Consider the following 24,747-nt stretch of genomic DNA (forward strand, 5'->3'; position numbering starts at 1 on the left):
GAGGTATCAGGATGAAATTATTTAGGAAAAATAATGGTATGGTGCCGATAGCTGATATGGAGCAGAAAGAGCTGTCTGTGCAGGAAGATTTTAATTTTGATAAATATATTAATTACGGTATTTTACATATAGAAAATAAAGTGGAAGAATTTATGGATGAAGAAGCATCCGTATCCCAAAGTTTTGGTTATATCAATAACACTTTTTCAGAGATCAGCCATATTAATGAAATGATTGATCATTTAAACCGGGATTTTAACGCATTCAGTGAATATGCCAATCAAATCGGCGGTATTATGATTCGTTCCGACCAGGCGGTAAAAGAAGCTGACAATAAAATGGATAAATTAGCAAATCAGATTGAGGGAACCTGCGGTAAACTAAATTCCATAACGGAAGCCTTTGTAACTTTAGAAAAGGATTTTGGTAACATACAGGAAATGTCGAAAGGTATTACCGGAATTGCTACCAGTACCAATCTGCTGGCATTAAATGCTTCCATTGAAGCTGCCAGAGCCGGAGAAGCAGGCAGGGGGTTTTCTGTAGTTGCCGACCGAATCAGGGAATTGTCTGCGTCTACAACCAATATGGTTAAAGGGATTGATGAAAGTGTTAAGATGCTGCATCAAAGTATTGATGTTTTAAGGGAGGAAATCGAGATTTCCAAAGCAGCTATTCTTGATAATCTGCAATCAGCCAAAAATGTACAGGAGAACTTTACACAGGTAACAGAATGTACGGATGAGGTTAAAGACTTCAGTAAACAGATTATTTCTGGTATTGAAAATACCAGTAAGGAAATTAACGGTGCTGCTAAAGGCGTCAATTCCATATCGGACCTTGTTCATACTTTTGGTGATAAGCTTTCGGATTTAAATATAAAGATGAGCAAGAAATCCATAATTATATGTGAGATCGTTGACTTCCTGCAACAACTGGAGAATATGGTTAAAGATTCATTAAAAAATCGTAACAATAAAAAAATATAGAAATTCCCCTTATCTTAGCTAAAAATAAGTCCTGCTGCGAATTTTTTTATAAGCCAGAAAACCGGTTATTTATAGGTATTAATAATACAAAAAGGTGATTTATAAGCAACACTTATTAAAAAGATTAGGAGAAAATAATGGTTATTCCCCATTATCTGATAAAAACATATTGCCAAACTTTCCAGGTTCGCTATAATAGAAGTGTAAGTTACAGACAAGTTACACTACTTCAAAGTAACAATATTTGATTTACTTTTTCAAGCAAAGTAATCAAAGTGAATGAATGTGGCGTGACATACACGCAGATAGGAGCCAAACATGAAAAAATTAGACATGCTTTATGAAGGAAAAGCCAAAAAGGTATTCAAAACAGATAATGAAGACATATATATTGTTGATTATAAGGATGATGCAACAGCTTTTAACGGCTTAAAAAAGGGAACCATCGTAGGAAAAGGTGTAATTAATAACCGAATGTCCAACCACATATTCCAGTTGCTTGAGAAAGAAGGCGTACCCACACACTTTATTGAAGAATTAAGTGACAGGGAAACCGCAGTAAAGAAAGTTGAAATTGTTCCTCTGGAAGTAATTGTCCGTAATGTTTCAGCAGGAAGTTTTGCGAAAAAACTTGGCATGGAGGAAGGCATTAAATTATTATGCCCGACTTTAGAATTCAGTTATAAAGATGATGACTTAGGCGATCCGATGATTAACGATTATTATGCCATTGCCATTGGTGCAGCTACCAGAGAAGAAATTGACCGTATCTCGGAACTTACTTTTAAGGTAAATGAAGTACTTTGCAAATATTTTGCAGAATGCGGAATCGAATTAATAGATTTTAAAATTGAATTCGGCAGATATAAAGGAGAAGTTATATTAGCAGATGAAATCTCTCCGGATACCTGCAGACTCTGGGATATCAAAACACATGAAAAATTAGACAAAGACCGCTTCAGAAGAGATATGGGTAATGTTGAAGATGCTTATCAGGAAGTATTAAAACGTCTTGGTCTAGCTAAATAATAATAAATTACACCGCCTGTCCAGATCAGACGGTTTCGATTTACAGGAAATGGACAATAGTATAACTTATTGTCCATTTTTCAACCATATAAGGTAATTGATACATTTTTAACTATTAGAGTGACAATTCTAATTAAGGAAGTATTTAGGCAATTGCGACACTATGCAGTTTTTTGAATATACCATACAAGTGATACTTGTTTCTAGCTTCAGTTGCCCTTTGAGACAGATTTGGCTCTGAAATTGTATTAATTGCATGGCATATAGATACAATATGTGAGTATCACAATTACCTTAAGGAAGTATTAATAGAAAGGAATTAACGATGAATAATAGTAATAATGTAGATAACTATATTTCAGATGAAATACATGAAGAATGCGGTGTTTTTGGTATTTATGATTTAGACGGCAAAGATGTGGCTTCTTCCATTTATTACGGTTTATTTGCACTGCAGCACAGAGGCCAGGAAAGTTGTGGTATAGCAGTAAGTGATACCAATGGTCCTAAAGGAAGTGTGAAATCTTGTAAAGGTATGGGTTTGGTAAATGAAGTTTTTACTCCGGAGAGTTTAGAGGATTTAGAAGGAAATATTGGCGTAGGGCACGTACGTTATTCAACTGCAGGAGCCAGTAACAGGGAAAATACCCAGCCTCTGGTTTTAAATTATGTAAAAGGAACATTAGGTCTTGCCCACAATGGCAATTTAATCAATGCCTTGGAATTAAAAGATGAGTTAGCTTATACCGGAGCTATTTTCCAGACTACTATTGACTCGGAAGTAATTGCTTACCTGATAGCCAGGGAACGTTTAAAGACCGGCAGTGTAGAGGAAGCAGTCGGAAAAGCCATGTTAAAATTAAAAGGTGCGTATTCTTTGGTAATCATGAGCCCCAGAAAATTAATCGGAGCCCGTGATCCTTTTGGTTTTCGCCCGTTATGTATCGGCAAAAGGGATAATACCTATGTATTGGCTTCCGAAAGCTCTGCGTTGGATGCAGTGGATGTGGAATTTGTCCGTGATGTTTTACCGGGCGAAGTTGTTATGATTAATGAGGACGGAATCCATTCCGATATGTCCATGGCTCAGCCTAAAATCTCCAAATGTATATTTGAATATATTTATTTTGCAAGACCGGACAGCTGTCTGGATACGGTAAGCGTATATAATTCGAGAATTATGGCAGGCAGAATCTTAGCCCAGACCCATCCGGTAGAAGCGGATCTTGTTGTAGGTGTTCCTGATTCTGGTAATGCTGCGGCTATGGGTTATTCCTTTGAATCCGGTATCCAGTATGCTACCGCATTTGTGAAAAACAGTTATGTCGGCAGGACTTTCATAAAACCAAAACAATCCATGCGGGAATCCAGCGTCCGTATTAAGCTAAATGTTTTAAAGGATGTTGTGAAAGGAAAACGTGTTATTATGATTGATGATTCCATTGTTCGTGGAACAACCTGCGAGAGAATTGTTAAAATGTTAAAAAATGCCGGTGCAACCGAAGTACACGTTCGAATCAGTTCACCACCGTTTTTATATCCTTGTTATTTTGGAACCGATGTTCCCTCTGACGATCAATTAATTGCTCATAATAATACGGTGGAACAGATTCGGGATATGATTGGAGCCGATTCCCTTGGTTATCTGTCCGTAGACCGTTTAAGTGAACTAATTGAGGGTGATACCGGTTACTGTGATGCATGCTTTAGCGGTAATTATCCGATTGAACCTCCGAAAGACGATATCCGCGGGGAATATGAGAAATAATCAGGGACAAATTGATAACAAGTACCTGTTTGAGAATAATGGGAAAAATAGTATAAACCTAAAATTCCAAATAATCAGAGGGTTTGATAGAAAATAAGAAAGATAAATAAAAGAAATCCGGAATAAATAACTGCTTGTTTACTGAGCTTGAATGGTCTATACTGGTAGAATAAAATATGTATATAGATATGTCCAGTTTTGTTCAGTATCAAAATATTATTTTGGGGATTCTAATATTTCATTTCAGATATTTTATTTAAGATAAAAGAGAATAACAATATATATAATCAATCATAAAGATTACAACGATTTGATATTGAACAGGAACACGAGGAAAAGCAGGAGGAAATTATGAGTTACGATAAATATGTCAGTCCTTTATCCGAGCGGTATGCCAGTAAGGAAATGCAGTACATCTTTTCACCGGACATGAAATTTAAGACCTGGAGAAAGTTATGGATTGCATTAGCGGAATCGGAAAAAGAACTGGGTTTAAACATTACAGAGGAACAGATAGAAGAATTAAAGGAATTTCAGGGTGACATCAATTATGATGTTGCAAAGGAAAGAGAAGCACTGGTACGTCATGATGTTATGTCCCATGTTTATGCTTACGGTGTGCAATGTCCCAAAGCAAAAGGAATCATCCATTTAGGAGCAACTTCCTGTTATGTAGGAGATAATACGGACATTATTGTAATGACCGAAGCGCTGAAAATAATCAAAAAGAAACTGATCAATGTTATGGACGAGCTTTCTAAGTTTGCGATGGAATATAAGGCCCTCCCTACTCTCGCTTTTACTCACTTTCAACCTGCCCAGCCTACCACGGTCGGCAAAAGAGCTGCTTTGTGGTTAATGGAGTTAAAGCTGGATTATGATGATCTAGTATATCTGATTGACAGCATGCTCTTATTAGGCTCCAAAGGAACAACCGGAACCCAGGCAAGCTTTTTGGAATTGTTTGACGGAGATCATACAAGAATTAAAAAGCTGGATGAAATGATAGCGGAAAAAATGGGTTATACCGGATGTTACCCGGTATCCGGCCAGACCTATTCCCGCAAAGTGGATATGAGAGTTGTAAATATACTTGCCGGAATCGCTGCCAGCGCCCATAAATTCTCAAATGATATCCGTTTACTGCAGCATTTAAAAGAAATTGAAGAACCCTTTGAAAAAAATCAGATTGGTTCCTCTGCTATGGCATATAAAAGAAATCCGATGAGAAGTGAAAGAATTGCATCACTTTCTAATTATGTGTTATCAGATGTAATGAATCCAGCTATAACCTCCGCTACCCAATGGTTTGAAAGAACCCTGGATGATTCCGCGAATAAACGTATCAGTATTCCGGAAGCTTTTCTTGCAGTGGACGGAATTCTGGACTTATATCTGAACGTAGTCGATGGTCTTGTAGTATATAAAAAGGTAATTGAAAAACATCTTATGGCGGAACTTCCTTTTATGGCCACGGAAAATATTATGATGGATGCGGTAAAACTAGGTGGTGACAGACAGGAACTCCATGAAAAGATAAGAACTTTATCCATGGAAGCCGGCAGAAATGTAAAGGAAAACGGTCTGGATAATAACTTATTGGAATTAATTGCAGCGGACCCCTCTTTCAATATGTCCCTGGAAGAATTAAAGAAAACCATGGATCCTGCTAAATATACCGGCCGTGCCGAACAACAGGTAGAAGAATTTATAAATGAAGTTATCCGTCCGATTCTTGATGAGAATAAAGATTTGTTAGGCTTAAAAGCAGATATTAAGGTGTGATTAAGGTGTCTGAAAGGCTATGGCGGTGCCAACGGAAATAAAATCAAAATCAATCAGCGTATCTATGTGTTTCCTACTGCAGCTATTTTGGAAAACGGTAACAAAATTTCCTACTTTGATTATATATCCTCACTGAAAAATGAGGATTGTAATCAGGCGCTGAAAAGGATTGCAGGACGTATTGATATAGATGTACTCAATAAGCTTGTAGAAGAAACGCCTGGGATTACAGAGATACAGAAAGATTTTTATAAGGTTATGCTCTCGGAGCGAAAGAAAAAATACTTGATTATAGTATGGAGCTGTTGTTGAAACAGGAACTTTCACAGTAAGAACAAGGAAGTTCTGTGCTAAAACAAAAGTTTACAATGTTATATTAAGATGATATCACTCGCTTCATGGCGGGTGAGGAAAAAGAAATGTATTGAGTTAAACCCTTTTGATTAAGAAAGAGTAGTATTTAGAACCGGCGTAAAGGCTCAGATTATCTGATTTGGGCCTTTACGCCGGTTTAATTATCATAGGCTTTCTCTCTTCTAATGATTTTTCTCAGCCAGCTTTAACGGATAAGCCTGTGGTGTGACGGTCGGGCCATACACCTCCAGCCGGTCAGCCTTACCCTCCTCTGGAACAAAGCGGATACGGTCAATGCAAAGGTTTCTTGGTTGGACTGACTTTGTATCATGATGAGAATGATATAGGATGAACATATCCTCTCCGTTTGGTGATTTTACAATACAGTGATGCCCTGTGCCATGGGACAGGTAGTGATAGGAGAGAATTGGATTCCCCTCATATTTTACATAAGGTCCTTGCGGGTTATCCGATACAGCATATCCCACAGCGTACCCGATGCTTTCAAAATGGCTGCCGGAATAGGTTAAATAATATTTTCCGTTATGCTTTATGACATATGGAGCCTCAGCTACAGGAGACTGCTGCTGTTCCCATTCCTCGTCAGCCTTGATTACCAGGGTTTCCGTAGAAAGAATAGGCGTTACGCAGTCAGCCTCCATCTTCATACTATAGAGTGCATAGGTTTTTCCTTCCCGCCAGGAGACGTAAAAGATATAAACAGATCCGTTTTCATCAACGAAGTAATGTCCGTCAATACTCTTATCAAATAAAAAATCGGGCTCGGGTATAAAAGGTCCCAGCGGAGAAGAAGCGGTTGCGATTCCAAGGTGTTCACTAACGGAAGCTAACAGATAGAATTTGTTGTTTAATTCCATAATGTCGGGGGCCCAGTAGCAATCTTTCATTCCCCAGGCTTCGTCCATTACCTTACCACCGTATTCCCAGTGGATTAGATCTTTGGACAGATAAGCCTCATATCCTGTTTTAAGAGTGGAGGAGGTAGCATAGAGGTAATAAACTCCTTTGTGGTATAAAACATCGGGATCTGCATACCCCTTTAAGATTGGATTCTGGTACTTTTCTGTTTTAGCGGTATCACATGTCGAGTCTAAGTTTGTGAGGGGTTCAGAATAAAAATTTTTCCATAAACCATTATTCTCATCTGTCAGGAGTTCTCCCTTGGCAGGATCCGCTGCGATTGCGGAAAGTCTGCATTCTGTGTCTTCCATGGGGAGTTCGAATATTGGCCAGAGAGGAAAGGATGAGGAGTTCTCTCTCAAAGTTATATCTTCTAAAAAACCTGAACAAATATTATCCTGTTTTTTTATGGTAATACGATAGGTATGTTCCGGTTCAATAATTCCTGACTTTCTCTTTTGCAGGATACTAGTCCTGCTTTCCCTGGAAAAGGAAAGCAATTCGATAAAGCCGTCCTTATTGAGGCAAAAGAGATAACCCTTAGCCGGCTGGGCAAGAGAATCTGCCATAAACAGAATCCCGCACCAATTAAAAACAGGAAAAGGTTTTATGTCTGCATGAATAGTAAAATCCTTACCTGGAAAACTTTCTTTACTTAATATCTGCCAATCCATTAAGTATTTCCTCCTGAATATTGAATTGTTTTTAAACATAATGATTGTTTATTAAAGTACTGCTGTGACGGTACTGGGAGTTAATTGCACATTTTTTGTCCTGTTAATTAATTCTGCTTTATAACCATGATTTCTGACAGGCCAAGCTCTTTTACTGATGCTTTTGGAGTTAGTATCAGTTCTATTTTCTTAACAGTCTGTTCATTAAAGTTTAAAATAGCTGCACGTTCATCGGTATTCTCAGATAGGGAATATTCCTCTGTTATATACCGGTCGTCCAGGACTGCTTTGACCTTTGAGAAGTCCTGGCTCTTGTTAACACCTCGATAGACAAGGATATTGGATACTTTAACAGGCTCTTTAAATTGAAGAGTAACTAATGCAACATCTTCTGCTACGGGGATAGTACAGTCATACCTGGAATCACCTTTGTGCAGGGTAAAGATACCGTCTGTCAGAAGCTGTGGATCACTTACACCGGTGATATCTGCCTTGCCAGTCACATTAGCATAGGAACCGTCGGATGGAATGGGCTGTGAGCAGAGAGTTGGGCCGTCCACATACATTTCGCCCGTCCTTGTAAAGAGTACCTTGTCAATGTTCAGCTTTCGGTTGCCACCGCCGGTCTTCGGGTCCGTATGGGTGTGATATGCCATCCAGATTTCTGTTCCATCAGGGGAAACCGTAAAGCTGTGATGGCCCGGACCTGATATTGTTGCCTGGGTGCCGGAGGTCAGAATGGGGTTGTGATTATATTTCTCAAAGGGGCCCAAGGGAGAAGAACTGGTGGCATAACCTACCGAATAGGATGAATTTGCATAACAATTGGCGGAGTAAGAAAGATAGTAGGTATTATTATGCTTTATGACTTCAGGACCTTCATTCCATAAGGGATTAACGGAGGCCATTTCCCATTTTTGAGCAGGTGTAATTAAAAGCAAGGGTTCGCCTTTTATAGAAAGCATGTCATCGTTTAATGGTACACCATAGATTTCACTTTTTTTGATGTCTCCGATACCATTTTCAGAGCAGTCTCTTGAAAAATAAAGATATTTTGAGCCATCATCATCTATTAGCACATTGGCGTCTATGGCAGCATAACCCAGATCAAAAAGAGGTGCATTTTTAACATCCTCAAAAGGTCCATCCGGTTTATTGGAAAGCGCTAAACCGATACGAAGACTTCCCTTTGAATTTCTTGCGGAATAGTACATATAGTACTTGTGATTATATTCTACTACCTCCGGGGCCCAAAAACTGTCAATGCACCAGGAATCCGATTTTTTGATATAACACAGATTTTTACCTGACCAGTTGACCAGGTCTTTAGATTTCCAGCAATAATATCCGTTTGATGCCGAGGTACAGTATAAATAATAAGTATCATCTGAAGCTTTTAATATAAAAGGATCACCTATCTGTGTGATGCCAAGGTCATTTTGAAAAAAAAGCTTTTCTTCAGTTGTGATTAGTTCCAGTGTTGTATAAGATTTCATATGATTGCATCCTCCTAATATAAGGGTCATTATACAGAAAATTAAAAGATTCAAAAGATTTTTACTTCGTTTTTTCATATTACAAAAATAACCTCATTTCCGAACTGATATTTCAGATGCCAAGCTTGCGATTGCAGCACTGGCATAAACTCGATTCGTATGACTTTTTAACAAGTTCCATGAAAACTGTAGGATTATCTCATGAGAAAGACGTAAATTACAAAAAAAATGTAACAAATAAAATACAGTAATTTCCATGGAACTTATTTACTATAAAGTACACGAAAAATAGTTGTAATACAATATAAAACACAACTAAAAAAATATGAAAAATTTGTGCAATATTACTTTGCGAAGTAAAAAAGTATAAATCAATAATGTTAAATAAACGATTTATAGAAAAAATTCCAAAGCTAATATTACATAAAAAATGTAATAAATAATTGACTACATGAAAACGGTATGCTATATTGAGATTATGAGAGACGTAAAATTACATAGATATTGTAATAAACAAGAAAGGAGGAGTTTGATTGAAGATTAAGAAGAAAAGGATTGTCCTTGACTTTGATAACAAAGAAAATATTATACAAGTTGGAAAAGCGCTGTCATCAGATATAAGACTTGATATTTTAAAATTGTTAATTGACAAGTCTGTAAATATCAGTGAAATAGCAAATACCTTTCAGATTCCCTTATCTTCCGCTGCGCTGCATGTGAAAGTGCTGGAAGAAGCAGGCATGATAACAGCAACGGAACAGCCGGGAGTAAGGGGGGCACAGAAGGTATGTGGGATTGCCTTTGAAGATATTTATTTCAACGCATTCCGACATAAGATGGGCAGGAATAATAATAAAATTTATCATTTTCCTATGGGAATCGGCAATTACTATAATTGTCTGGTAAATAAAAACTGCGGGATTATCAGTGAACGTTCTTACCTTGGAGTGGAAGATTCTCCTTATGGCTTTTATGCACAAAACAGAAACGAAGCCCAGCTTATCTGGTTTATGTCTGGTTATCTGGAATACCGCTTTCCCAACTATATGCTGAAAAATGGCAAGGCAAAAGAATTATCCTTTTCTTTTGAAGTCTGCTCGGAAGCACCGGGGTATCAAAATGACTGGCCTTCCGATATAACCGTTTGGGTTAATGACAGGGAAATCGCAACAATTTATTCCAGTGGAGATTTTGGAGACAGGAGAGGGCACTTAAATCCGGAATGGTGGAGTGATACCATGACACAGTACGGGGTTTTAAAGAATGTCACTGTAAATGGACAAGGCTGTTTTGAGGATTTAGTCAAGACATCTGACGAAACATTAGATACTCTTAGTATTTATGATGGATACTATATCAGTTTTAAAATCGGAGTAAAGCCCGATGCTAAAAATCTTGGGGGAATGAATCTGTTCGGAGAAAAATTCGGAGATTTTGCCCAGGGCATTATCATGAGTGTGCAGATGGACAGCAGCGCAGAGGATGATCCTGTGGCAGAAACAGAGGTAGATTTAAAGGCATTTAATTAATATGAGGAGGAAATAAGTTATGAAAATTAAATTAAAAAAACAGATTTGCTGTTTGCTGGTTTTTGTATTTGCAGTTACCATGTTTTCGGGCTGCGGCGGCAAGAACAGCAAAGTTACTGGTAGTTCAGATATAAATTCTGCGGCAGAGGTAACGAATGAAGCGGAACCTGCGGCAACTGCCGAGACCAATACTCTTGCAGCCAATATTGCAGGAAATACGGCACCCACTGATGAAGAAAAAGCTATGGTAAATGATACTTTGGAAGATAGCTATCTGGGAGATGTGTTTGATACTAAGATCCCCAATAATTATTCCGCTTACCCCATGGATGCGACTCTGGATGTATGGATGCCGTCTAATTCTATCCTGGCGTCGGTGTGTGATGATATAAATAAACAAAGAGTCTTTGAACAGGTTGAAAAGTTGACCGGAATTAAGCTTAATTTTATAATACCGCCATTAGGAGAGGAAACAACGAATTTTAACCTTATGATTGCATCCGGAGAACTTCCTGATATTATTCTGGATGCAGGAAGATATACCGGAGGTATTGCGGCAGGTGTTGCGGATGGTGCATATCTTCCCCTAAATGATATTATTGAAAAAAATATGCCAAACTATAACGAATGGCGTAACTCTGACGATGAGAGACGTGTAACATCGGTTCTGGATGACGGTACCATCGGTGCTGTATACGGCCTGGCACCTTATAACGAATGGTGCTGGTTTGGTACGCTTATAAAGCAGGAAGCTTTGGATAAGACAGGATTGGAAGTTCCTGAAACCATTGATGAATGGCATGATTTCTTAGTAGCATGCAAAAACGCCGGGTATAAGGAACCCCTTAACTACGGTTCTACCTATGGACAGATATTTACAGGTATTTTAAATGGTGCTTACGGTGTATGGGACTGGATGTACGTGGATAAGGACGGGAAAGCAGCCTGGGGCCCTGCTGCACCGGGTGCAAAAGATTACCTGACTATGATGCAGCAGTGGAATAAGGAAGGGCTTTTTAATAAGGATTGGGCTACAGCAGATTTTAACCAGAGAATGGCAGAAGCTGCTTCTTCTGATTGTGCAGTTATGATGGATTCACCTGATACTATGTGGGGTTACTGGAAGCAGGATAACAATATTGATTTCGTAGCAGCCTTAAATCCTGTGCTAAAGAAAGGGGATAAGCCTCAGCAGACCTATCATAATTTCAAATCTGTCGGCAGCATAGCAGCTATAACAACCCAGTGTGATAATGTGGACGCAGCTTGTGCATTCCTGGATTTTGCTTACACAAAGAAAGGCTGGGAAGTATATAACTACGGTACTTACGGTGATGTTCATTTAGTTGATGACAAGGGACTGCCTTATTTTCCTGAGAACAGCCTTATGTACAACGATCCCGACGGACAGCCTGCATCCAATCTGATTTGGAAATATCGTATCCATGACTTTGCAGATATCCGTGATGAACATAATTCTAACCCTCTTATAACTGCAAAGGGAAGTTATTCCGGAAAGATTCGTGAATTTTGGACTGAAAATACAGATGATTCCATGACCATGCCCCCTGTCAGCTTTACATCCGAGGAAAGCTCCAGACAAGGAGAACTTGGGACTGTTCTTTCTACTATGAGAAATGAGTACTTCGCAAAGATTATAATGGGCCAGCTTCCTGTCAGTGCCTATGATGAATTCTTAGAAAAAGCAAAAGCCCAGGGTATGGACGAATTTGTTCAGTTATGGCAGAGCGCCCTGGAGCGTTACAATGCAAGATAATCATTAATAATACATAAGATACAGATTCCAAAGTGCCGTATCGGGAAACGGCTGTCTTAGTGGCAGCCCCCGGCGGCTATCATTCAGTTTTAAGTAAAACAGGGGGTGCCTCTTGGGAAATAAATATGGAAATAAAAAGTTAAAAAGAAAAAGCATACTTACAATGGAAATGATAAGTAAGGATTTTAAGAAGAACTATTTTGCGTATTTGCTTATTATACCTGTATTAGCCTGGTATATCGTCTTTTGCTATGGCCCTATGTGGGGTATTTCCATAGCTTTTAAGAATTTTAAACCCCTTCTTGGCTTTTCGAGCAGTCCATGGGTTGGATTTAAGTATTTCAAGGAGTTCTTTACGGGGCCTTATTTTTACAGGACAGTAAAAAATACTCTTTTATTAAATATATGGGGACTGGCCTTTGGCTTTACCTCACCAATTTTGTTAGCATTACTGCTAAATGAGATACGAGGTAAAGTATTTAAGAAAACGGTTCAGACGATTACATACATGCCGCATTTTATTTCCCTTGTGGTAATAACCGGCATGATTCATATATTTACGCAGTCGGGAGGAATTATAACGCAGGTTGTGGATTTCTTCACAGGGACGGAGCATACCTCTCTTCTTGGGTATCCTGGTATGTTCCGGCCTCTATATACTTTCTCGGGAATATGGCAAAATATAGGGTGGGATAGTATTATCTATCTTTCAGCCATGAGTTCCATTGATCCCGGATTGTATGAGGCGGCAGAAATTGACGGCGCAGGAAGACTGAAAAAAATGTGGCATATTACTCTGCCTCAGATACAACCTACCATTATTATTCTCTTTATATTTGCCGTGGGTGGGTTAATGGGTTCCAGCCATGAAAAGATTATTTTGCTGTATAATTCCTTAACCTATGAAACTGCTGATGTGATTGCTTCTTATGTGTACCGGAGAGGTTTGCAGGAGGCAAGCTACAGCTTTGCAACAGCTGTCGGGTTGGTAAGCTCGGTTATAAACTTTATATTATTATGGGCAACCAATAAGATTTCAAAGAAATATTCGGAGGTAAGTATATGGTAAAGGAAAAGGAAAAACACTCTATAGGCAGATGGAAGTTTACCAATGTTACCTTTAACATTTTCAATTATGTGTTTCTGACATTTTTAACTCTTATTTGCTTATATCCGATTCTGCATATAGTTTTTGCCTCCGTCAGCAATCCCAACGAGCTGATGATGCACAAGGGAATTCTTTTACGGCCTCTTGGCTTTACATTAAATGGATATAAGCTTGTATTTAAGGATAACAGTATTTTTACAGGGTTTCTCAATACAGGTGTGTATGTCGGACTGGGAACCTTAGTCAATATGATGATAACTATTATGGGTGCTTATACCCTTTCCAGAAAGGATCTTTTGTGGAAAGCTCCAATTATGATTGTTATTACGATAACGATGTTTTTCGGAGGCGGGCTGGTTCCCTGGTTTCTTCTGATGAAACAGATAGGATTATATAACAATGCGATGGCAATGATTCTCCCAACAGCACTTAACACCTGGAACATGATTATTCTTCGTACAGGTTTTCAGTCCGTTCCGGTGGAACTGGAGGAAGCAGCTGTAATGGACGGTGCCACACAGGTTAAAATACTGTTAAAGGTAATAATTCCTCTGTCAAAGCCGGTACTTGCTGTAATCCTTCTGTATTATCTGGTTGGTAACTGGAATTCCTGGTTTAATGCCATGGTTTTATTAAAGGATAGAGGGCTCTATCCCTTACAGCTTTTGTTAAAGGAGATTCTGGTAACAAATGACTCTTCAACGGCGACGGTAGGAAGCGCAGGAGGTATAGCTATCAGTAATGTTCAGGGAGCTACAGCCTATCGTGAACTGGTGAAATACTGCGTTATTGTAGTAGCTACGGCGCCAATATTGGTTGTATACCCCTTTCTTCAGAAATATTTTGTAAAGGGTGTCTATGTTGGTTCTATTAAGGGATAACAGAGAACATATTTTTCTATATAATGAGATACAAACAAGGGTTTGTATCTCATTATGGAAGAAAGCTAATAGGGATAGTAAATATCTGCATATTCTCTCTTACGTATCTTCCCCGACATCTTCCATAGTCTTTAGAAATTTATCATATTCTCTGACTTTTTTTTCTTTGATTATTATTTCATAAAGATAAGAAAAGGCTAACAGCATGATAAACAAAGAGATTATTTCTTTTACGAAACCAGTATTTTTATAAAAGCTTTTACCATCAATATAGAAAGAAAACAAACAGTTCAGAATAGATATACTAATGGATAAAACAACAGAATCTTTAAAATATTGTATCAAGCGTTTTTTCTTACCCTCTTTTGAAACTTCAAGATTCAGCGATTTTCCTCGGATAGAAACGGGTATTTCCGGACTATAATCCTTATTTGATTTTAAAGAAATTAAATAGGTAACGGTTATCAGAATAAGTAATACTACATCAGAGTAAGCGGATTCAAAGCTTTTCGTCAGGACGATTTTATAGAGCATTATAATAATCAAATAAATATAGGTAAGATATAAAGTTATACTTGCTGCCTTTCCTACGGTTACAATCGTTCTTTCATCACCTCGTGAAGCAAAATTTTCAATATACTTATTAATTTTCATTTAGTTATTATCCTCCCAGAATAAATCGTTTAGTGTTTTGTTTAATTTCAAACAAATGGCAATACATAACTTTAATGTTGGGTTGTAATCTCCGGACTCGATCATACTGATTGTCTGTCTCGTTACACCAACGGCTTTTGCCAGATCATCCTGTGTCATATCATATTCAATTCTGGCAATTTTCATTTTTTTATTTTTCATATATTAAGTTTCGCCCCATTCAATTCAAACTCCATTGAGTCTCCATTGACTCACTACGTATAAATAGTATATTATTTTTATACAATTGTCAAATATATTTGACAAAATTCCATTTTTAACTGAATGAATACCAATCTTTTTGTAAGACAAATAAAAAAATTATTGACAATGTGAATGAAAAATAATATTATAGTTTTAAAAGAAACCGGTTTCCGGGAGGTAATTATGGCATCGATAAATGACGTGGCGAGAAAAGCCGGTGTGGCAAAATCAACGGTATCCAAAGTTTTAAATAATTATCAGTTAGTCAGTGAAGAGACGAAAGCTAAGGTTGAAGCAGCCGTATTGGAATTGGGTTATGTGCCGAATTCTGTTGCTGTTTCACTGTCCAGGAAGGAATTCAACAGAGTTGGGCTTATTGTAGATATTCGGCATAATAGTCAGTTCATTGACGAAATAGATATGCAATATCTAACAGGAGCATTTGAAATGTCAAAAGAATACCAGATTGAGGTAGTCACTTTTTTCAGCTCTCAGTTTGACAGCATGACAGCAAAGCAGGTGGTTTCTTATTTAAAAGCTCAAAGGATTAATTGTCTGATTATCTATAATTTATCCATAGAGAATCAGAATTTAGTTAAATTAATAGAGAAGCAGGAATTTTATTGTGTTTTAGTGGATTCTCCGATCGTGAATGAAAAAACCTCCTCCGTATCCATTGACCATTTTACGGCTCAGTATGATGTAGCAAAAAAAACAATCGAAGAAAACGAATATAAACGTAAAGTGTTATATATAGCAGGAGGTAAGGGCAGTTATATAACAGATCAAAGATTAGCGGCCATAAAAAAACTTAAGGATGAGTTGCACTTTGAGTTGATTGTGAAATATGGTGATTTTAATGAGTTTAAAGCCAGGGAGATTATCTTTAAATGGGCAGAAAAAGCTGATATTATAGTGTGTGCCTCGGATATGATGGCAATTGGTGCAGTGTTTGCTCTCACTGAGATGGATATCTTCCGTCCGGTATGCGGATTTGACGGAATACCGCTTATGGGATATACAAAAATAGCTATGAATACAATCAGGCAGAATTTTTTTGAGAAGTCAAAACGGGCTTTTTACGAGCTAAAAAAGCTTCTGGATGGAGAAAAGGGTCAGCATATAGAGATGCCCTATGAAATATGCAGAGTGGACTATATTGATGTCATTCAAAAATGAAACGGATGAGGTTTATTTTTTTAAGTCTTTCCGGAAACCGGTTTCCTAATTCTCAGATATTAAACCAATAAATAAGGTTTAACATATAAAAGGAATAATATAAAAAATTGAAAAAGGAGGTATTCGTTTTAAAATAAATAGTGCGAATAGTCTTATAAAAGAAGCTGTTAAAATGTGCTGTTTAAACGCAGTGCATAAATTTTATGTTCGAATGAGAATATCAAAAAATATACTACAAATTTTATGCCGAATAAGCTGCATTTCAAAACGTCAGGTTGATAGAAAATATGAATTTAGAAAGGGCCACGATACACTTCTTTCAACCTACAAAACTAGTTCGATTTTTATAAGTGGCGGTACCGCAAGTATGTTTGCGGCACAAAGTGGATGTAAATTATGAGAGAAGCAGGAATATTAATGCCTGTTGCTTCCATGCCCTCCGATTATGGGGTCGGAGATTTTGGGAAGTACAGCTATCAGTTTATTGATATTTTAAAGAAAAGTAATATTAGAATATGGCAGATTTTGCCTTTAAATCCATTAGGATATGGGGAATCACCTTATCAGCCCTATTCTTCCTTTGCCGGAGATGAATTATATATTGACTTAGTCAGATTATATGAAGAAGGTCTTTTAGAAGAGATACCGCCAGTTTTCCGTAAGGGAAGCATTAGAATCAGCTACCAGGAAGTGAGATGTTATAAAGAAAAATATTTAAAAGCTGCATTTTTAAACTTCGTTCCGGATCAGGAATATGAAGAATTCGTAAGTCAGGAATGGGTTTATCTATATGGGGTTTATCTTACCTTTAAGAAAAAAAATCAAATGAAATGCTGGAATGAGTGGCAGGAAGATCATAAAAACTGGATAAAGGATCGTATTTTTGATGAAAGTATCTATGAAGAAGATATCCGATATGAAATGTTTCTTCAGTATGAGTTTTACCGTCAGTGGATTGCATTAAAACAATATGCCAATGATCTGGGTATTAAAATTATGGGGGATATACCTTTTTATGTTGGAATCGATTCATTGGATGTGTGGGGAGATCAGGAAGATTTCTTATTAGATAAGGATGGCCACCCGGTTTTTATTGCCGGAGTGCCGCCGGATTATTTCAGCCGTACCGGTCAGAGATGGGGGAACCCTATCTACAACTGGGAGTACATGAAAGAAAACGGATTTCTTTTTTGGCTAAACCGTATCGGGTATAATGCTAAACTATTTGATATTGTACGTATTGATCATTTTAGAGCTTTTGATACTTACTGGAAGATCCCTGTTTCCTGTGAGACAGCGATTGAGGGAGAATGGATAGAAGCTCCCGGTTATGAATTATTTGAGCTGCTCTTTGAAATCTATCCGGATATTAATATCGTAGCGGAAGATCTTGGGAATATGAGACCGGAGGTATATAAATTAAGGGATTATTATAGGTTAAAGGGAATGAAAATCATACAATTTACCTTTGATCCGCTAGAGGGGAATAACAACTTCGTGGATAGGGAAAATATGATAGTTTACACCGGAACCCATGACAATGAAACCATACTGGGATGGTTCGAAAACCAACCAGGACAGGTACAGAATGAGACAGACCTGGAATTGTATTCCTTAGGATATGATACCGGTTCCATTTCCCACAGATTTATTCGTTATACTCTGGATAATGTCGCCGATATGGCTATCATACCTGTTCAGGATATTCTGGAATTAGGTAATGAAGGTCGGCTTAATACACCCGGTACCTTAGGAGCCCCTAACTGGGTATGGAAATTAGACAGTTTGGAGAAATTAAACAGACAGGCAGAATTTCTTAAAGAGGTTGTAAATGACAGCGGACGTGCCGGTGAAAACGGTAAAGTAAGTATAAGAACCAAAAATCCAGAAAGAATTCTAAAGAAACTTCTGGAACAACAGTATGGTAAAACCATAGAACAGTGTACGAAGAAGCAATTACTTTACGGATTATTAGGAATGGTGAAACGGCTTGCGGTAAGCAGGGAGGTAACTGGAGATAAAAGGAAACTATATTATATATCAGCAGAATTTTTAATCGGTAAGCTGTTATCCAATAACCTGATTAATTTAGGAATATACGAAGATATGAAAGAATTACTGGCTTCTCACGGGCAGAGTTTGTCCGAGATAGAGGAAGCAGAACCGGAACCATCTTTAGGTAATGGAGGCCTTGGACGTTTGGCAGCCTGTTTTTTAGATTCCATTGCAAGCCTTGGTCTGGCCGGCGATGGGATAGGACTGAATTATCATTTTGGGTTATTCAAACAACTGTTTGAGGATAATCTTCAAAAAGAAGAGAAAAATCCCTGGATAGAGAAAACCAGCTGGCTGACGAAAAAGAATACTGCCTATGAAGTAGAATTCGGCGGATTTAAAGTAAAGTCCATCCTTTATGATATTGATGTGATAGGGTATCAGAATCGAACCAATAAGCTTCATTTATTTGACACGGAACTGGTGGATGAAAAACTGGTAGTGGAGGGGATTGATTTTGATAAAGAGGATATTAAACGAAATCTTACTCTTTTCTTATATCCGGATGACAGTGATGAAGCAGGGCAGCAGCTGCGTATTTACCAGCAGTATTTTATGGTAAGCTGCGGAGCACAGTACATTTTGGAAGAATCAAAAAGAAGGGGAAGCAATCTACACGATTTATATGAATATGCGGTAATACAGATCAATGATACCCACCCTAGTATGGTAATTCCGGAACTGATCCGGTTACTGACGACACAGGGAATTAACTTGGATGAAGCGATAGAAATCGTATCCAAAACCTGTGCTTATACAAACCATACCATTCTTGCTGAAGCTCTGGAAAAATGGCCGATTGATTATTTAAAGAAAGTAGTTCCCCAGCTGGTGCCGATTATTGAAGTACTGGATAACAGGGTAAGACGAAAATTCGACGATGAAGATGTTGTTATAATAGATAAGCAGGACAGGGTGCATATGGCTTCCATGGATATTCACTATGGTTTCAGTGTAAACGGAGTAGCCGCATTGCATACGGAGATTTTAAAATCCTCTGAATTAAATCAATTTTATAAAATTTATCCTGAGAAATTCAACAATAAGACCAATGGTATTACATTCAGGCGTTGGTTGTTACACTGCAATCATGACCTTACCTCCTATATTGAAAATCTGATCGGGAATGGCTTTCATAAGGATGCCATGGAATTAGAGAAACTGATGAAATTTAAAGAAGAGGAATCAGTCCTTAACAAACTTCTGGAGATCAAATTCAATAACAAGTTAAAGTTAAAATCATGGTTTAAAATAAATCAGGGAATTGATATAGATGAAAATTCTATTTTTGATATCCAGATCAAACGTCTTCATGAATATAAACGCCAGCAGATGAATGCACTTTATGTTATTTATAAATACCATGAAATTAAAAAGGGAAAACTTCCGGTACGACCAATTACGGTTATCTTTGGTGCGAAAGCTGCTCCTGCTTATGTTATTGCAAAAGACATCATTCATTTGATTCTTTGCCTGCAGGAGTTAATCAACAATGATAAAGAAGCGAGCCCTTACCTTAAGGTCGTGATGGTGGAAGATTATAATGTTTCGAAAGCGGAAATGCTGATACCGGCTTGCGATATTTCGGAGCAGATTTCCTTAGCTTCAAAGGAAGCCAGCGGTACCGGCAATATGAAATTTATGTTAAACGGAGCCGTAACCCTGGGGACATTAGATGGAGCCAATGTTGAAATCAGCGAGTTAGTCGGAGAGGATAATATCTATCTGTTCGGAGAAACCAGTAATCAGGTTATCGAGCATTATGAAAAAGCAGATTATATCGCCGGAGAATATTACCGGAAAGATGAAGATATTAAAAATGCTCTGGATTTTATTATCAGCGATCAGATGTTATCCATTGGCAATGAAGAAAATCTTGTAAGACTGTATAAGGAAATTCTGAATAAAGATTGGTTTATGTCCTTGCTTGATTTTAGAGATTATGTGAGAGTAAGAGAGATGGCCTATAACGGTTATGAAAACCGTTTAGCCTGGGCATATAAAATGTTGGTTAATATCAGCAAAGCCGGTTATTTCTCTTCCGACCGTACCATTGCCCAGTATAACAAAGATATATGGAAACTAAACGAGGAAGAATAATATAGAGGCCGGTAATATATTCTGAACGGAACAAATAAAAAGAAAAGAGGGGGTGTCTTAAATGTCAGAATATGAGTTTAAGGCACTTTCGCTATTCTTACCAGCTAAGTGCAAGACTGGAAACACATAATAGTTGTTTTTCGTATCAAATTATGGGATAATCGATTGAATAAATGCACAATACGCTAAAACAGAGAATGGTGAAATAGCAAGATGAAAAGGATTAGATGGAAACGAAAAAGGTTGTCGTCCATAAGGCAGCGATTAGTAGCGATAATATTAATGGTTACCATTGTGAGTCTGCTTTCTCTCGTGATTGTATCCTATGCCGCGCTTCATTCGATGGAAAAAAACAAAACCGAAGCAGCCTTAAAAATGTCTTTAAAACAAATGACAGAACATATGGACGAAGCATATTACAGTATGGTACGGATTACACAGCAGATGAAAGAAAGTGGATTTATAGGTGGCTTGTTAGTAGACTATATGTCCCAGAAGAATGCTTTTTATATTTATAAGACAAAAAGAAAGTTATCGGATGAGTTGATTAATGTGAGTTTTCCTAACTCCTCTGTTAATTTTGCCGGTTATTATGATCCTTTAAACGGTAATTGTCTATTTGATGAAAATTTAATGATTCCCGGTTATGATCTTTTTGATGCTCCGGAACTGGTAACGGCAGCCGGAGACAACTTACGGGGATTATCCGAATCAAAAACAAAAAAGAGTAATGGCATGGTTATCTCTATGCTTGGACAGGATAATTTTCAAAACAGGCAATTATATACATATGTTGAAATGAATGTTAACATAGATGAATATCTGGAGCAAAATTCTGATTTAACAAATAACGATATCGTTCCCATTGATTTGCTGCAGCTAGATACAACACAAAAAATCAGGTACAGCAGCAATAATGATTTTAAGCCCGGTGAGATTTTTAATTTGGATAGTTTTGATTCTGAAAAAATGTATTCCGGGATGAAAAACGGATATTTTATTGTTGCAAAAAGAAGTGAAATAGGATATATTAATGTTTTTGCAGTACAGGAGAAATTTTATAGAAAAGAAATTTATCAATGGAAAAATCGGATATTTTTGATACTCTTTATATCAATTATTATGCTTTATCTCTCAGTTTTAATGATCTATCGGTTAATCTATAGGCCTTTGCAGCTATTTGGGCAGGAGATTGAGCAGGCAGGGCAAGGAAATCTGGAAGAGGCGGACTATGAGCTTGGTATTATAGAGTTTGATCAACTGCTAAAACAGTTCAGTAATATGAAAGGGCAGATAAGGCAGCTTTTGACAGATGTAGAGGAAGAAGAAAAAAAGCGCAGTAAAACCGAAGTTGAGAAACTTATGTATAAAATCAATCCGCATTTCCTGCTGAATACCTTAAATTCAGTGCATTGGATGGCGCAGATAAATAAACAAAAGGATATAGGAGATTTTTTATCAAGTCTTATATTTTTATTATCTTATAATTTGGGCAAACAGGACCGAATTGCTACATTTCGTACTGAACTGGAATTCTTAAGAAAATATATCAAACTTCAGAGGATGCGGTATGATTTTGAAGTGGATTTACAGGTAGAAGAAGGAGATTATCTGGATCAGCCGACGATAAGGCTTTTATTACAGCCTCTGGTAGAAAATGCATTAAGGCATGGTCTTGGAGAAACCGGTAAAATATTTTTATATTTATTTAAGGATGTTAAAAGAGGGTATATTGTAATAACGATTAAGGACAATGGGAAAGGTCTGAACGTAGAACAATTGGAAAGATTAAACCGGCCGTTCCAGTATAAATCAGATGGAAGTGTGGAAAATGACGGAGTTGGATTACGTTATGTCAGATCCATGCTGGAATCTTTTTATGAGGGGCGTGCATTTCTTACAATTAACAGTGAACTCGGTAAAGGTACAAAAGTGACTTTATTATTACCATTGGAGGGAAACTATGATTAAGGTCTTAATTGTGGATGATGATAAATTGGCAAGAAAAGGTATTATTTCTATAATGCCCTGGGATAAATATGATATGAAAATTATTGGAGATGTTCAAAACGGAAGGGCAGCATTGGAATTTCTTAAGGATCAGGAAGCAGATATCATGTTTGTCGATATTGACATGCCGGAACTTGGTGGTATTGAGTTGATGGAGGAATGCCGTAAAAATTTCCCTAATGTACAGTTTGTAGTTTTAACATTTTATGAAGAATTTTCTTATGCGCAAGCTGCTATCCGGTATGGAGTTTTAGATTACATTTCTAAGGTTCAGATGGAAAAGGAAGATGGAGAATCTATACTTAAACGTGTTTTTAGCAATTATAAGCAACGGAATAATACATCTTCTAAATATACGGATACTCATATGACGCAGGATGAATGGGATGTTCTGAAAAAAGAATGGCAGAATTTTTATTGGCTTTATGATACAGCTCAATTTGAAATACTTATAAATAAAACAAAACAGTTAAAACCGGATAATAGAAAATTAGAACGTCTATTTTTAAAATGTATACAATCCACTGATAACAGTTTCGGAAGAGAAGAGACTGCGATGCCGTTTTTAACGGAAATTGATTTGATCCTGGATTGGCTTAAGGAATGGAGATATGCATTATATGAATGGGCTTTACAAAGAAGTAAGAATGTAGGAATGCAAATCTGTATTATGAGAGCGATAAACTATCTAAAGATACATCTCACTGAAAATTTGAAAGCGGAAGAAGTAGCAGATGAAATAGGTATGAGTCGTAGTTACTTTAGTATAAATTTTAAGAAATTTACGGGAAAAACATTTCATGAATATGTGAAAGGAGAACGAATGGCTGTGGCTGCCGGGCTGTTAACTAAAACTGATAAGAAAGTTATAGATATCGCAAAAGAATCAGGTTTTGATGATATTAATTATTTCAATCGTGTTTTTCATGAAGTTATGAAAAGTTCTCCTACGGATTTTCGGAAAAATTTAATATAGCAGGTATAAACTTAGTGGAATAAGCCGGAGATTTAGTTCATATAGACTAAACTCCGGCTTTTTTATTACATAGTAAAGTTCTCGGAACTTACCTATGCAATAAAAAGCCTGAAAAATGTTTACTAAAGATAAAACAATTTTTACAACTCTTATAAGAAAACATGTTAATGTTAGGTGAAGGTATAACATTAGACCATAGATAAGAAAAAGCGAATTTGGTACTATTTTAACAGACGTGTTGAGGATTAAAAGTAAGGATTCATGGTCGTGTAAGCGCTTGAATGGAATCAGAAAAATGGGAGGATAACGTTTATGTTCAATAAAAAGTTTCTGAAGCAATATTATATCATGCTGATACCGGGATTTATCTGGCTTATCTTATTCAGTATTGTGCCGATGTTCGGAGTTGCAATGGCTTTTCAGAATTTTAATCCTGTGGATGGGATTTTAAAATCAGAATTTGTGGGACTGGATAATTTTAAGTATATGTTCCAGATGAGTGATACCAGGCAGGTATTTATAAATACGATTATTATCGCTGTTGGAAAACTAATAGGAAATTTAATTGTTCCTCTGATTTTCGCTTTATTATTAAATGAATTATGTATTAAAAAGTTATTCCGCCCGATTCAGACCATAGTGTATCTCCCATATTTTCTTTCTTGGGTAATACTGGCTAAAATTATTTTGAATATTTTTGGATATACAGGACCAATTAATAATTTCTTGCAGTATTTGGGGGTGGATTCCATAAATTTCTTTGGACGTGCGGATTTATTCCGCCCGCTGGTTATCGGCACCGACATATGGAAAGGTTTTGGATATAATGCAGTCATTTATTTAGCTGCGTTACTTGGTATTGATCCTACTTTATATGAGGCAGCGGCAGTTGACGGATCGGGTAGATTTTCTCGTTTATGGCATATTACCTTGCCAGGAATCAAAACAACCATTGCACTGCTTGCAATCTTGTCACTGGGCAATGTATTACATGCGGGATTTGAGCAAATATTTAATCTTTATAATCCGTTGGTCTATTCCACTGGTGATATTTTGGATACCTGGGTATATCGTGCCGGACTGGTAAATCTTCAATTCAGCCTTGCAACAGCAGTAGGTCTATTGAAATCTGTTGTGAGTTTGATTCTTATAACACTTGGTTACTGGCTGGCAGACAAATTTGCTGGTTATAAGATATTTTAATAAAGGAGGCGGCAAA

Annotated in this window: 18 protein-coding genes; 14 read left to right on the forward strand and 4 right to left on the reverse strand. The window is 37.2% G+C overall.

Features of this window, described 5'->3' with window-relative positions; all coding sequences use genetic code 11:
• Positions 1 to 11: 11 nt before the first annotated feature.
• From RBU59_RS19455 to RBU59_RS19475, 5 genes are all read left to right on the forward strand, one after another.
• Positions 12 to 989 (forward strand): methyl-accepting chemotaxis protein, encoded by a 978-nt coding sequence (locus tag RBU59_RS19455; protein ID WP_308144138.1) that lies wholly within the window; start codon positions 12 to 14, stop codon positions 987 to 989.
• Between the two features lie 318 nt (positions 990 to 1,307).
• A complete protein-coding gene (gene purC, locus RBU59_RS19460; RefSeq protein ID WP_308144139.1) occupies positions 1,308 to 2,018 on the forward strand; it encodes a phosphoribosylaminoimidazolesuccinocarboxamide synthase in 711 nt (236 codons plus the stop codon).
• Between the two features lie 325 nt (positions 2,019 to 2,343).
• Positions 2,344 to 3,786 carry an amidophosphoribosyltransferase gene (purF, locus tag RBU59_RS19465; RefSeq protein WP_308144140.1) on the forward strand — a complete coding sequence of 481 codons (1,443 nt, stop codon included), beginning with the start codon at positions 2,344 to 2,346 and terminating at the stop codon, positions 3,784 to 3,786.
• 351 nt (positions 3,787 to 4,137) lie between these two features.
• Positions 4,138 to 5,571, forward strand: a complete 1,434-nt coding sequence (gene purB, locus RBU59_RS19470; RefSeq protein WP_330698367.1) for an adenylosuccinate lyase — start codon at positions 4,138 to 4,140, stop codon at positions 5,569 to 5,571.
• Positions 5,572 to 5,658: 87 nt separating this feature from the next.
• Positions 5,659 to 5,883 (forward strand): hypothetical protein, encoded by a 225-nt coding sequence (locus RBU59_RS19475; RefSeq protein WP_308144141.1) that lies wholly within the window; start codon positions 5,659 to 5,661, stop codon positions 5,881 to 5,883.
• Between the two features lie 224 nt (positions 5,884 to 6,107).
• Here the strand turns inward: RBU59_RS19475 and RBU59_RS19480 are convergent, their stop codons facing one another.
• Positions 6,108 to 7,520, reverse strand: a complete 1,413-nt coding sequence (locus RBU59_RS19480) for a glycoside hydrolase family 43 protein (RefSeq protein WP_308144142.1) — start codon at positions 7,518 to 7,520, stop codon at positions 6,108 to 6,110.
• 107 nt (positions 7,521 to 7,627) lie between these two features.
• Positions 7,628 to 9,016: a glycoside hydrolase family 43 protein gene (locus RBU59_RS19485; RefSeq protein ID WP_308144143.1), complete on the reverse strand. Its 1,389-nt coding sequence runs from the start codon at positions 9,014 to 9,016 to the stop codon at positions 7,628 to 7,630.
• Between the two features lie 533 nt (positions 9,017 to 9,549).
• Between RBU59_RS19485 and RBU59_RS19490 the strand changes: the two genes are divergently transcribed.
• The 4 genes from RBU59_RS19490 to RBU59_RS19505 all read left to right on the forward strand — a co-directional run bounded on the left by RBU59_RS19490 (position 9,550) and on the right by RBU59_RS19505 (position 14,311).
• Positions 9,550 to 10,545: an ArsR/SmtB family transcription factor gene (locus RBU59_RS19490; RefSeq protein WP_308144144.1), complete on the forward strand. Its 996-nt coding sequence runs from the start codon at positions 9,550 to 9,552 to the stop codon at positions 10,543 to 10,545.
• A 19-nt stretch (positions 10,546 to 10,564) separates the two neighbouring features.
• The gene (locus RBU59_RS19495; protein ID WP_308144145.1) at positions 10,565 to 12,322 is read left to right on the forward strand and encodes an extracellular solute-binding protein; all 1,758 of its coding nucleotides are present in this window, start codon (positions 10,565 to 10,567) and stop codon (positions 12,320 to 12,322) included.
• A 112-nt stretch (positions 12,323 to 12,434) separates the two neighbouring features.
• Entirely contained in the window at positions 12,435 to 13,391 is a 957-nt protein-coding gene (locus RBU59_RS19500) for an ABC transporter permease (protein WP_308144146.1), read from the forward strand.
• On the forward strand, positions 13,385 to 14,311 hold the full coding sequence (locus RBU59_RS19505) for a carbohydrate ABC transporter permease (protein ID WP_308144147.1): 927 nt from the start codon (positions 13,385 to 13,387) through the stop codon (positions 14,309 to 14,311). Before RBU59_RS19500 ends, RBU59_RS19505 begins: the two co-directional genes overlap by 7 nt.
• 99 nt (positions 14,312 to 14,410) lie before the next feature.
• On the opposite strand, the gene RBU59_RS19510 is transcribed toward RBU59_RS19505, so the two are convergent.
• Positions 14,411 to 14,965 carry a hypothetical protein gene (locus RBU59_RS19510; protein WP_308144148.1) on the reverse strand — a complete coding sequence of 185 codons (555 nt, stop codon included), beginning with the start codon at positions 14,963 to 14,965 and terminating at the stop codon, positions 14,411 to 14,413.
• Entirely contained in the window at positions 14,966 to 15,166 is a 201-nt protein-coding gene (locus tag RBU59_RS19515; RefSeq protein ID WP_308144149.1) for a helix-turn-helix transcriptional regulator, read from the reverse strand.
• Between the two features lie 225 nt (positions 15,167 to 15,391).
• On the opposite strand from RBU59_RS19515, the gene RBU59_RS19520 reads away from it, so the two are divergent.
• From RBU59_RS19520 to RBU59_RS19540, 5 genes are all read left to right on the forward strand, one after another.
• A complete protein-coding gene (locus RBU59_RS19520) occupies positions 15,392 to 16,387 on the forward strand; it encodes a LacI family DNA-binding transcriptional regulator (RefSeq protein WP_308144150.1) in 996 nt (331 codons plus the stop codon).
• A 396-nt stretch (positions 16,388 to 16,783) separates the two neighbouring features.
• Positions 16,784 to 20,542: a 4-alpha-glucanotransferase gene (gene malQ / locus RBU59_RS19525; protein ID WP_308144151.1), complete on the forward strand. Its 3,759-nt coding sequence runs from the start codon at positions 16,784 to 16,786 to the stop codon at positions 20,540 to 20,542.
• A 213-nt stretch (positions 20,543 to 20,755) separates the two neighbouring features.
• Positions 20,756 to 22,513 carry a sensor histidine kinase gene (locus RBU59_RS19530; RefSeq protein WP_308144152.1) on the forward strand — a complete coding sequence of 586 codons (1,758 nt, stop codon included), beginning with the start codon at positions 20,756 to 20,758 and terminating at the stop codon, positions 22,511 to 22,513.
• Positions 22,506 to 23,528 (forward strand): response regulator, encoded by a 1,023-nt coding sequence (locus tag RBU59_RS19535; protein WP_308144153.1) that lies wholly within the window; start codon positions 22,506 to 22,508, stop codon positions 23,526 to 23,528. Before RBU59_RS19530 ends, RBU59_RS19535 begins: the two co-directional genes overlap by 8 nt.
• A 312-nt stretch (positions 23,529 to 23,840) precedes the next feature.
• On the forward strand, positions 23,841 to 24,731 hold the full coding sequence (locus tag RBU59_RS19540) for an ABC transporter permease (protein ID WP_308144154.1): 891 nt from the start codon (positions 23,841 to 23,843) through the stop codon (positions 24,729 to 24,731).
• Positions 24,732 to 24,747: the final 16 nt, after the last annotated feature.

Source organism: Anaerocolumna sp. MB42-C2 (genome assembly GCF_030913705.1).
GTDB lineage: Bacteria > Bacillota > Clostridia > Lachnospirales > Lachnospiraceae > Anaerocolumna.

Bases quoted from the DNA above. Each gene is read 5' to 3' on its own strand.
- RBU59_RS19455 (WP_308144138.1), top strand. From the start codon at position 12: ATGAAATTATTTAGGAAAAATAATGGTATGGTGCCGATAGCTGATATG.
- purC (WP_308144139.1), top strand. From the start codon at position 1,308: ATGAAAAAATTAGACATGCTTTATGAAGGAAAAGCCAAAAAGGTATTC.
- purF (WP_308144140.1), top strand. From the start codon at position 2,344: ATGAATAATAGTAATAATGTAGATAACTATATTTCAGATGAAATACAT.
- purB (WP_330698367.1), top strand. From the start codon at position 4,138: ATGAGTTACGATAAATATGTCAGTCCTTTATCCGAGCGGTATGCCAGT.
- RBU59_RS19480 (WP_308144142.1), bottom strand. From the start codon at position 7,520: ATGGATTGGCAGATATTAAGTAAAGAAAGTTTTCCAGGTAAGGATTTT.
- RBU59_RS19485 (WP_308144143.1), bottom strand. From the start codon at position 9,016: ATGAAATCTTATACAACACTGGAACTAATCACAACTGAAGAAAAGCTT.
- RBU59_RS19495 (WP_308144145.1), top strand. From the start codon at position 10,565: ATGAAAATTAAATTAAAAAAACAGATTTGCTGTTTGCTGGTTTTTGTA.
- RBU59_RS19505 (WP_308144147.1), top strand. From the start codon at position 13,385: ATGGTAAAGGAAAAGGAAAAACACTCTATAGGCAGATGGAAGTTTACC.
- RBU59_RS19510 (WP_308144148.1), bottom strand. From the start codon at position 14,965: ATGAAAATTAATAAGTATATTGAAAATTTTGCTTCACGAGGTGATGAA.
- RBU59_RS19515 (WP_308144149.1), bottom strand. From the start codon at position 15,166: ATGAAAAATAAAAAAATGAAAATTGCCAGAATTGAATATGATATGACA.
- RBU59_RS19520 (WP_308144150.1), top strand. From the start codon at position 15,392: ATGGCATCGATAAATGACGTGGCGAGAAAAGCCGGTGTGGCAAAATCA.
- malQ (WP_308144151.1), top strand. From the start codon at position 16,784: ATGAGAGAAGCAGGAATATTAATGCCTGTTGCTTCCATGCCCTCCGAT.
- RBU59_RS19530 (WP_308144152.1), top strand. From the start codon at position 20,756: ATGAAAAGGATTAGATGGAAACGAAAAAGGTTGTCGTCCATAAGGCAG.
- RBU59_RS19535 (WP_308144153.1), top strand. From the start codon at position 22,506: ATGATTAAGGTCTTAATTGTGGATGATGATAAATTGGCAAGAAAAGGT.
- RBU59_RS19540 (WP_308144154.1), top strand. From the start codon at position 23,841: ATGTTCAATAAAAAGTTTCTGAAGCAATATTATATCATGCTGATACCG.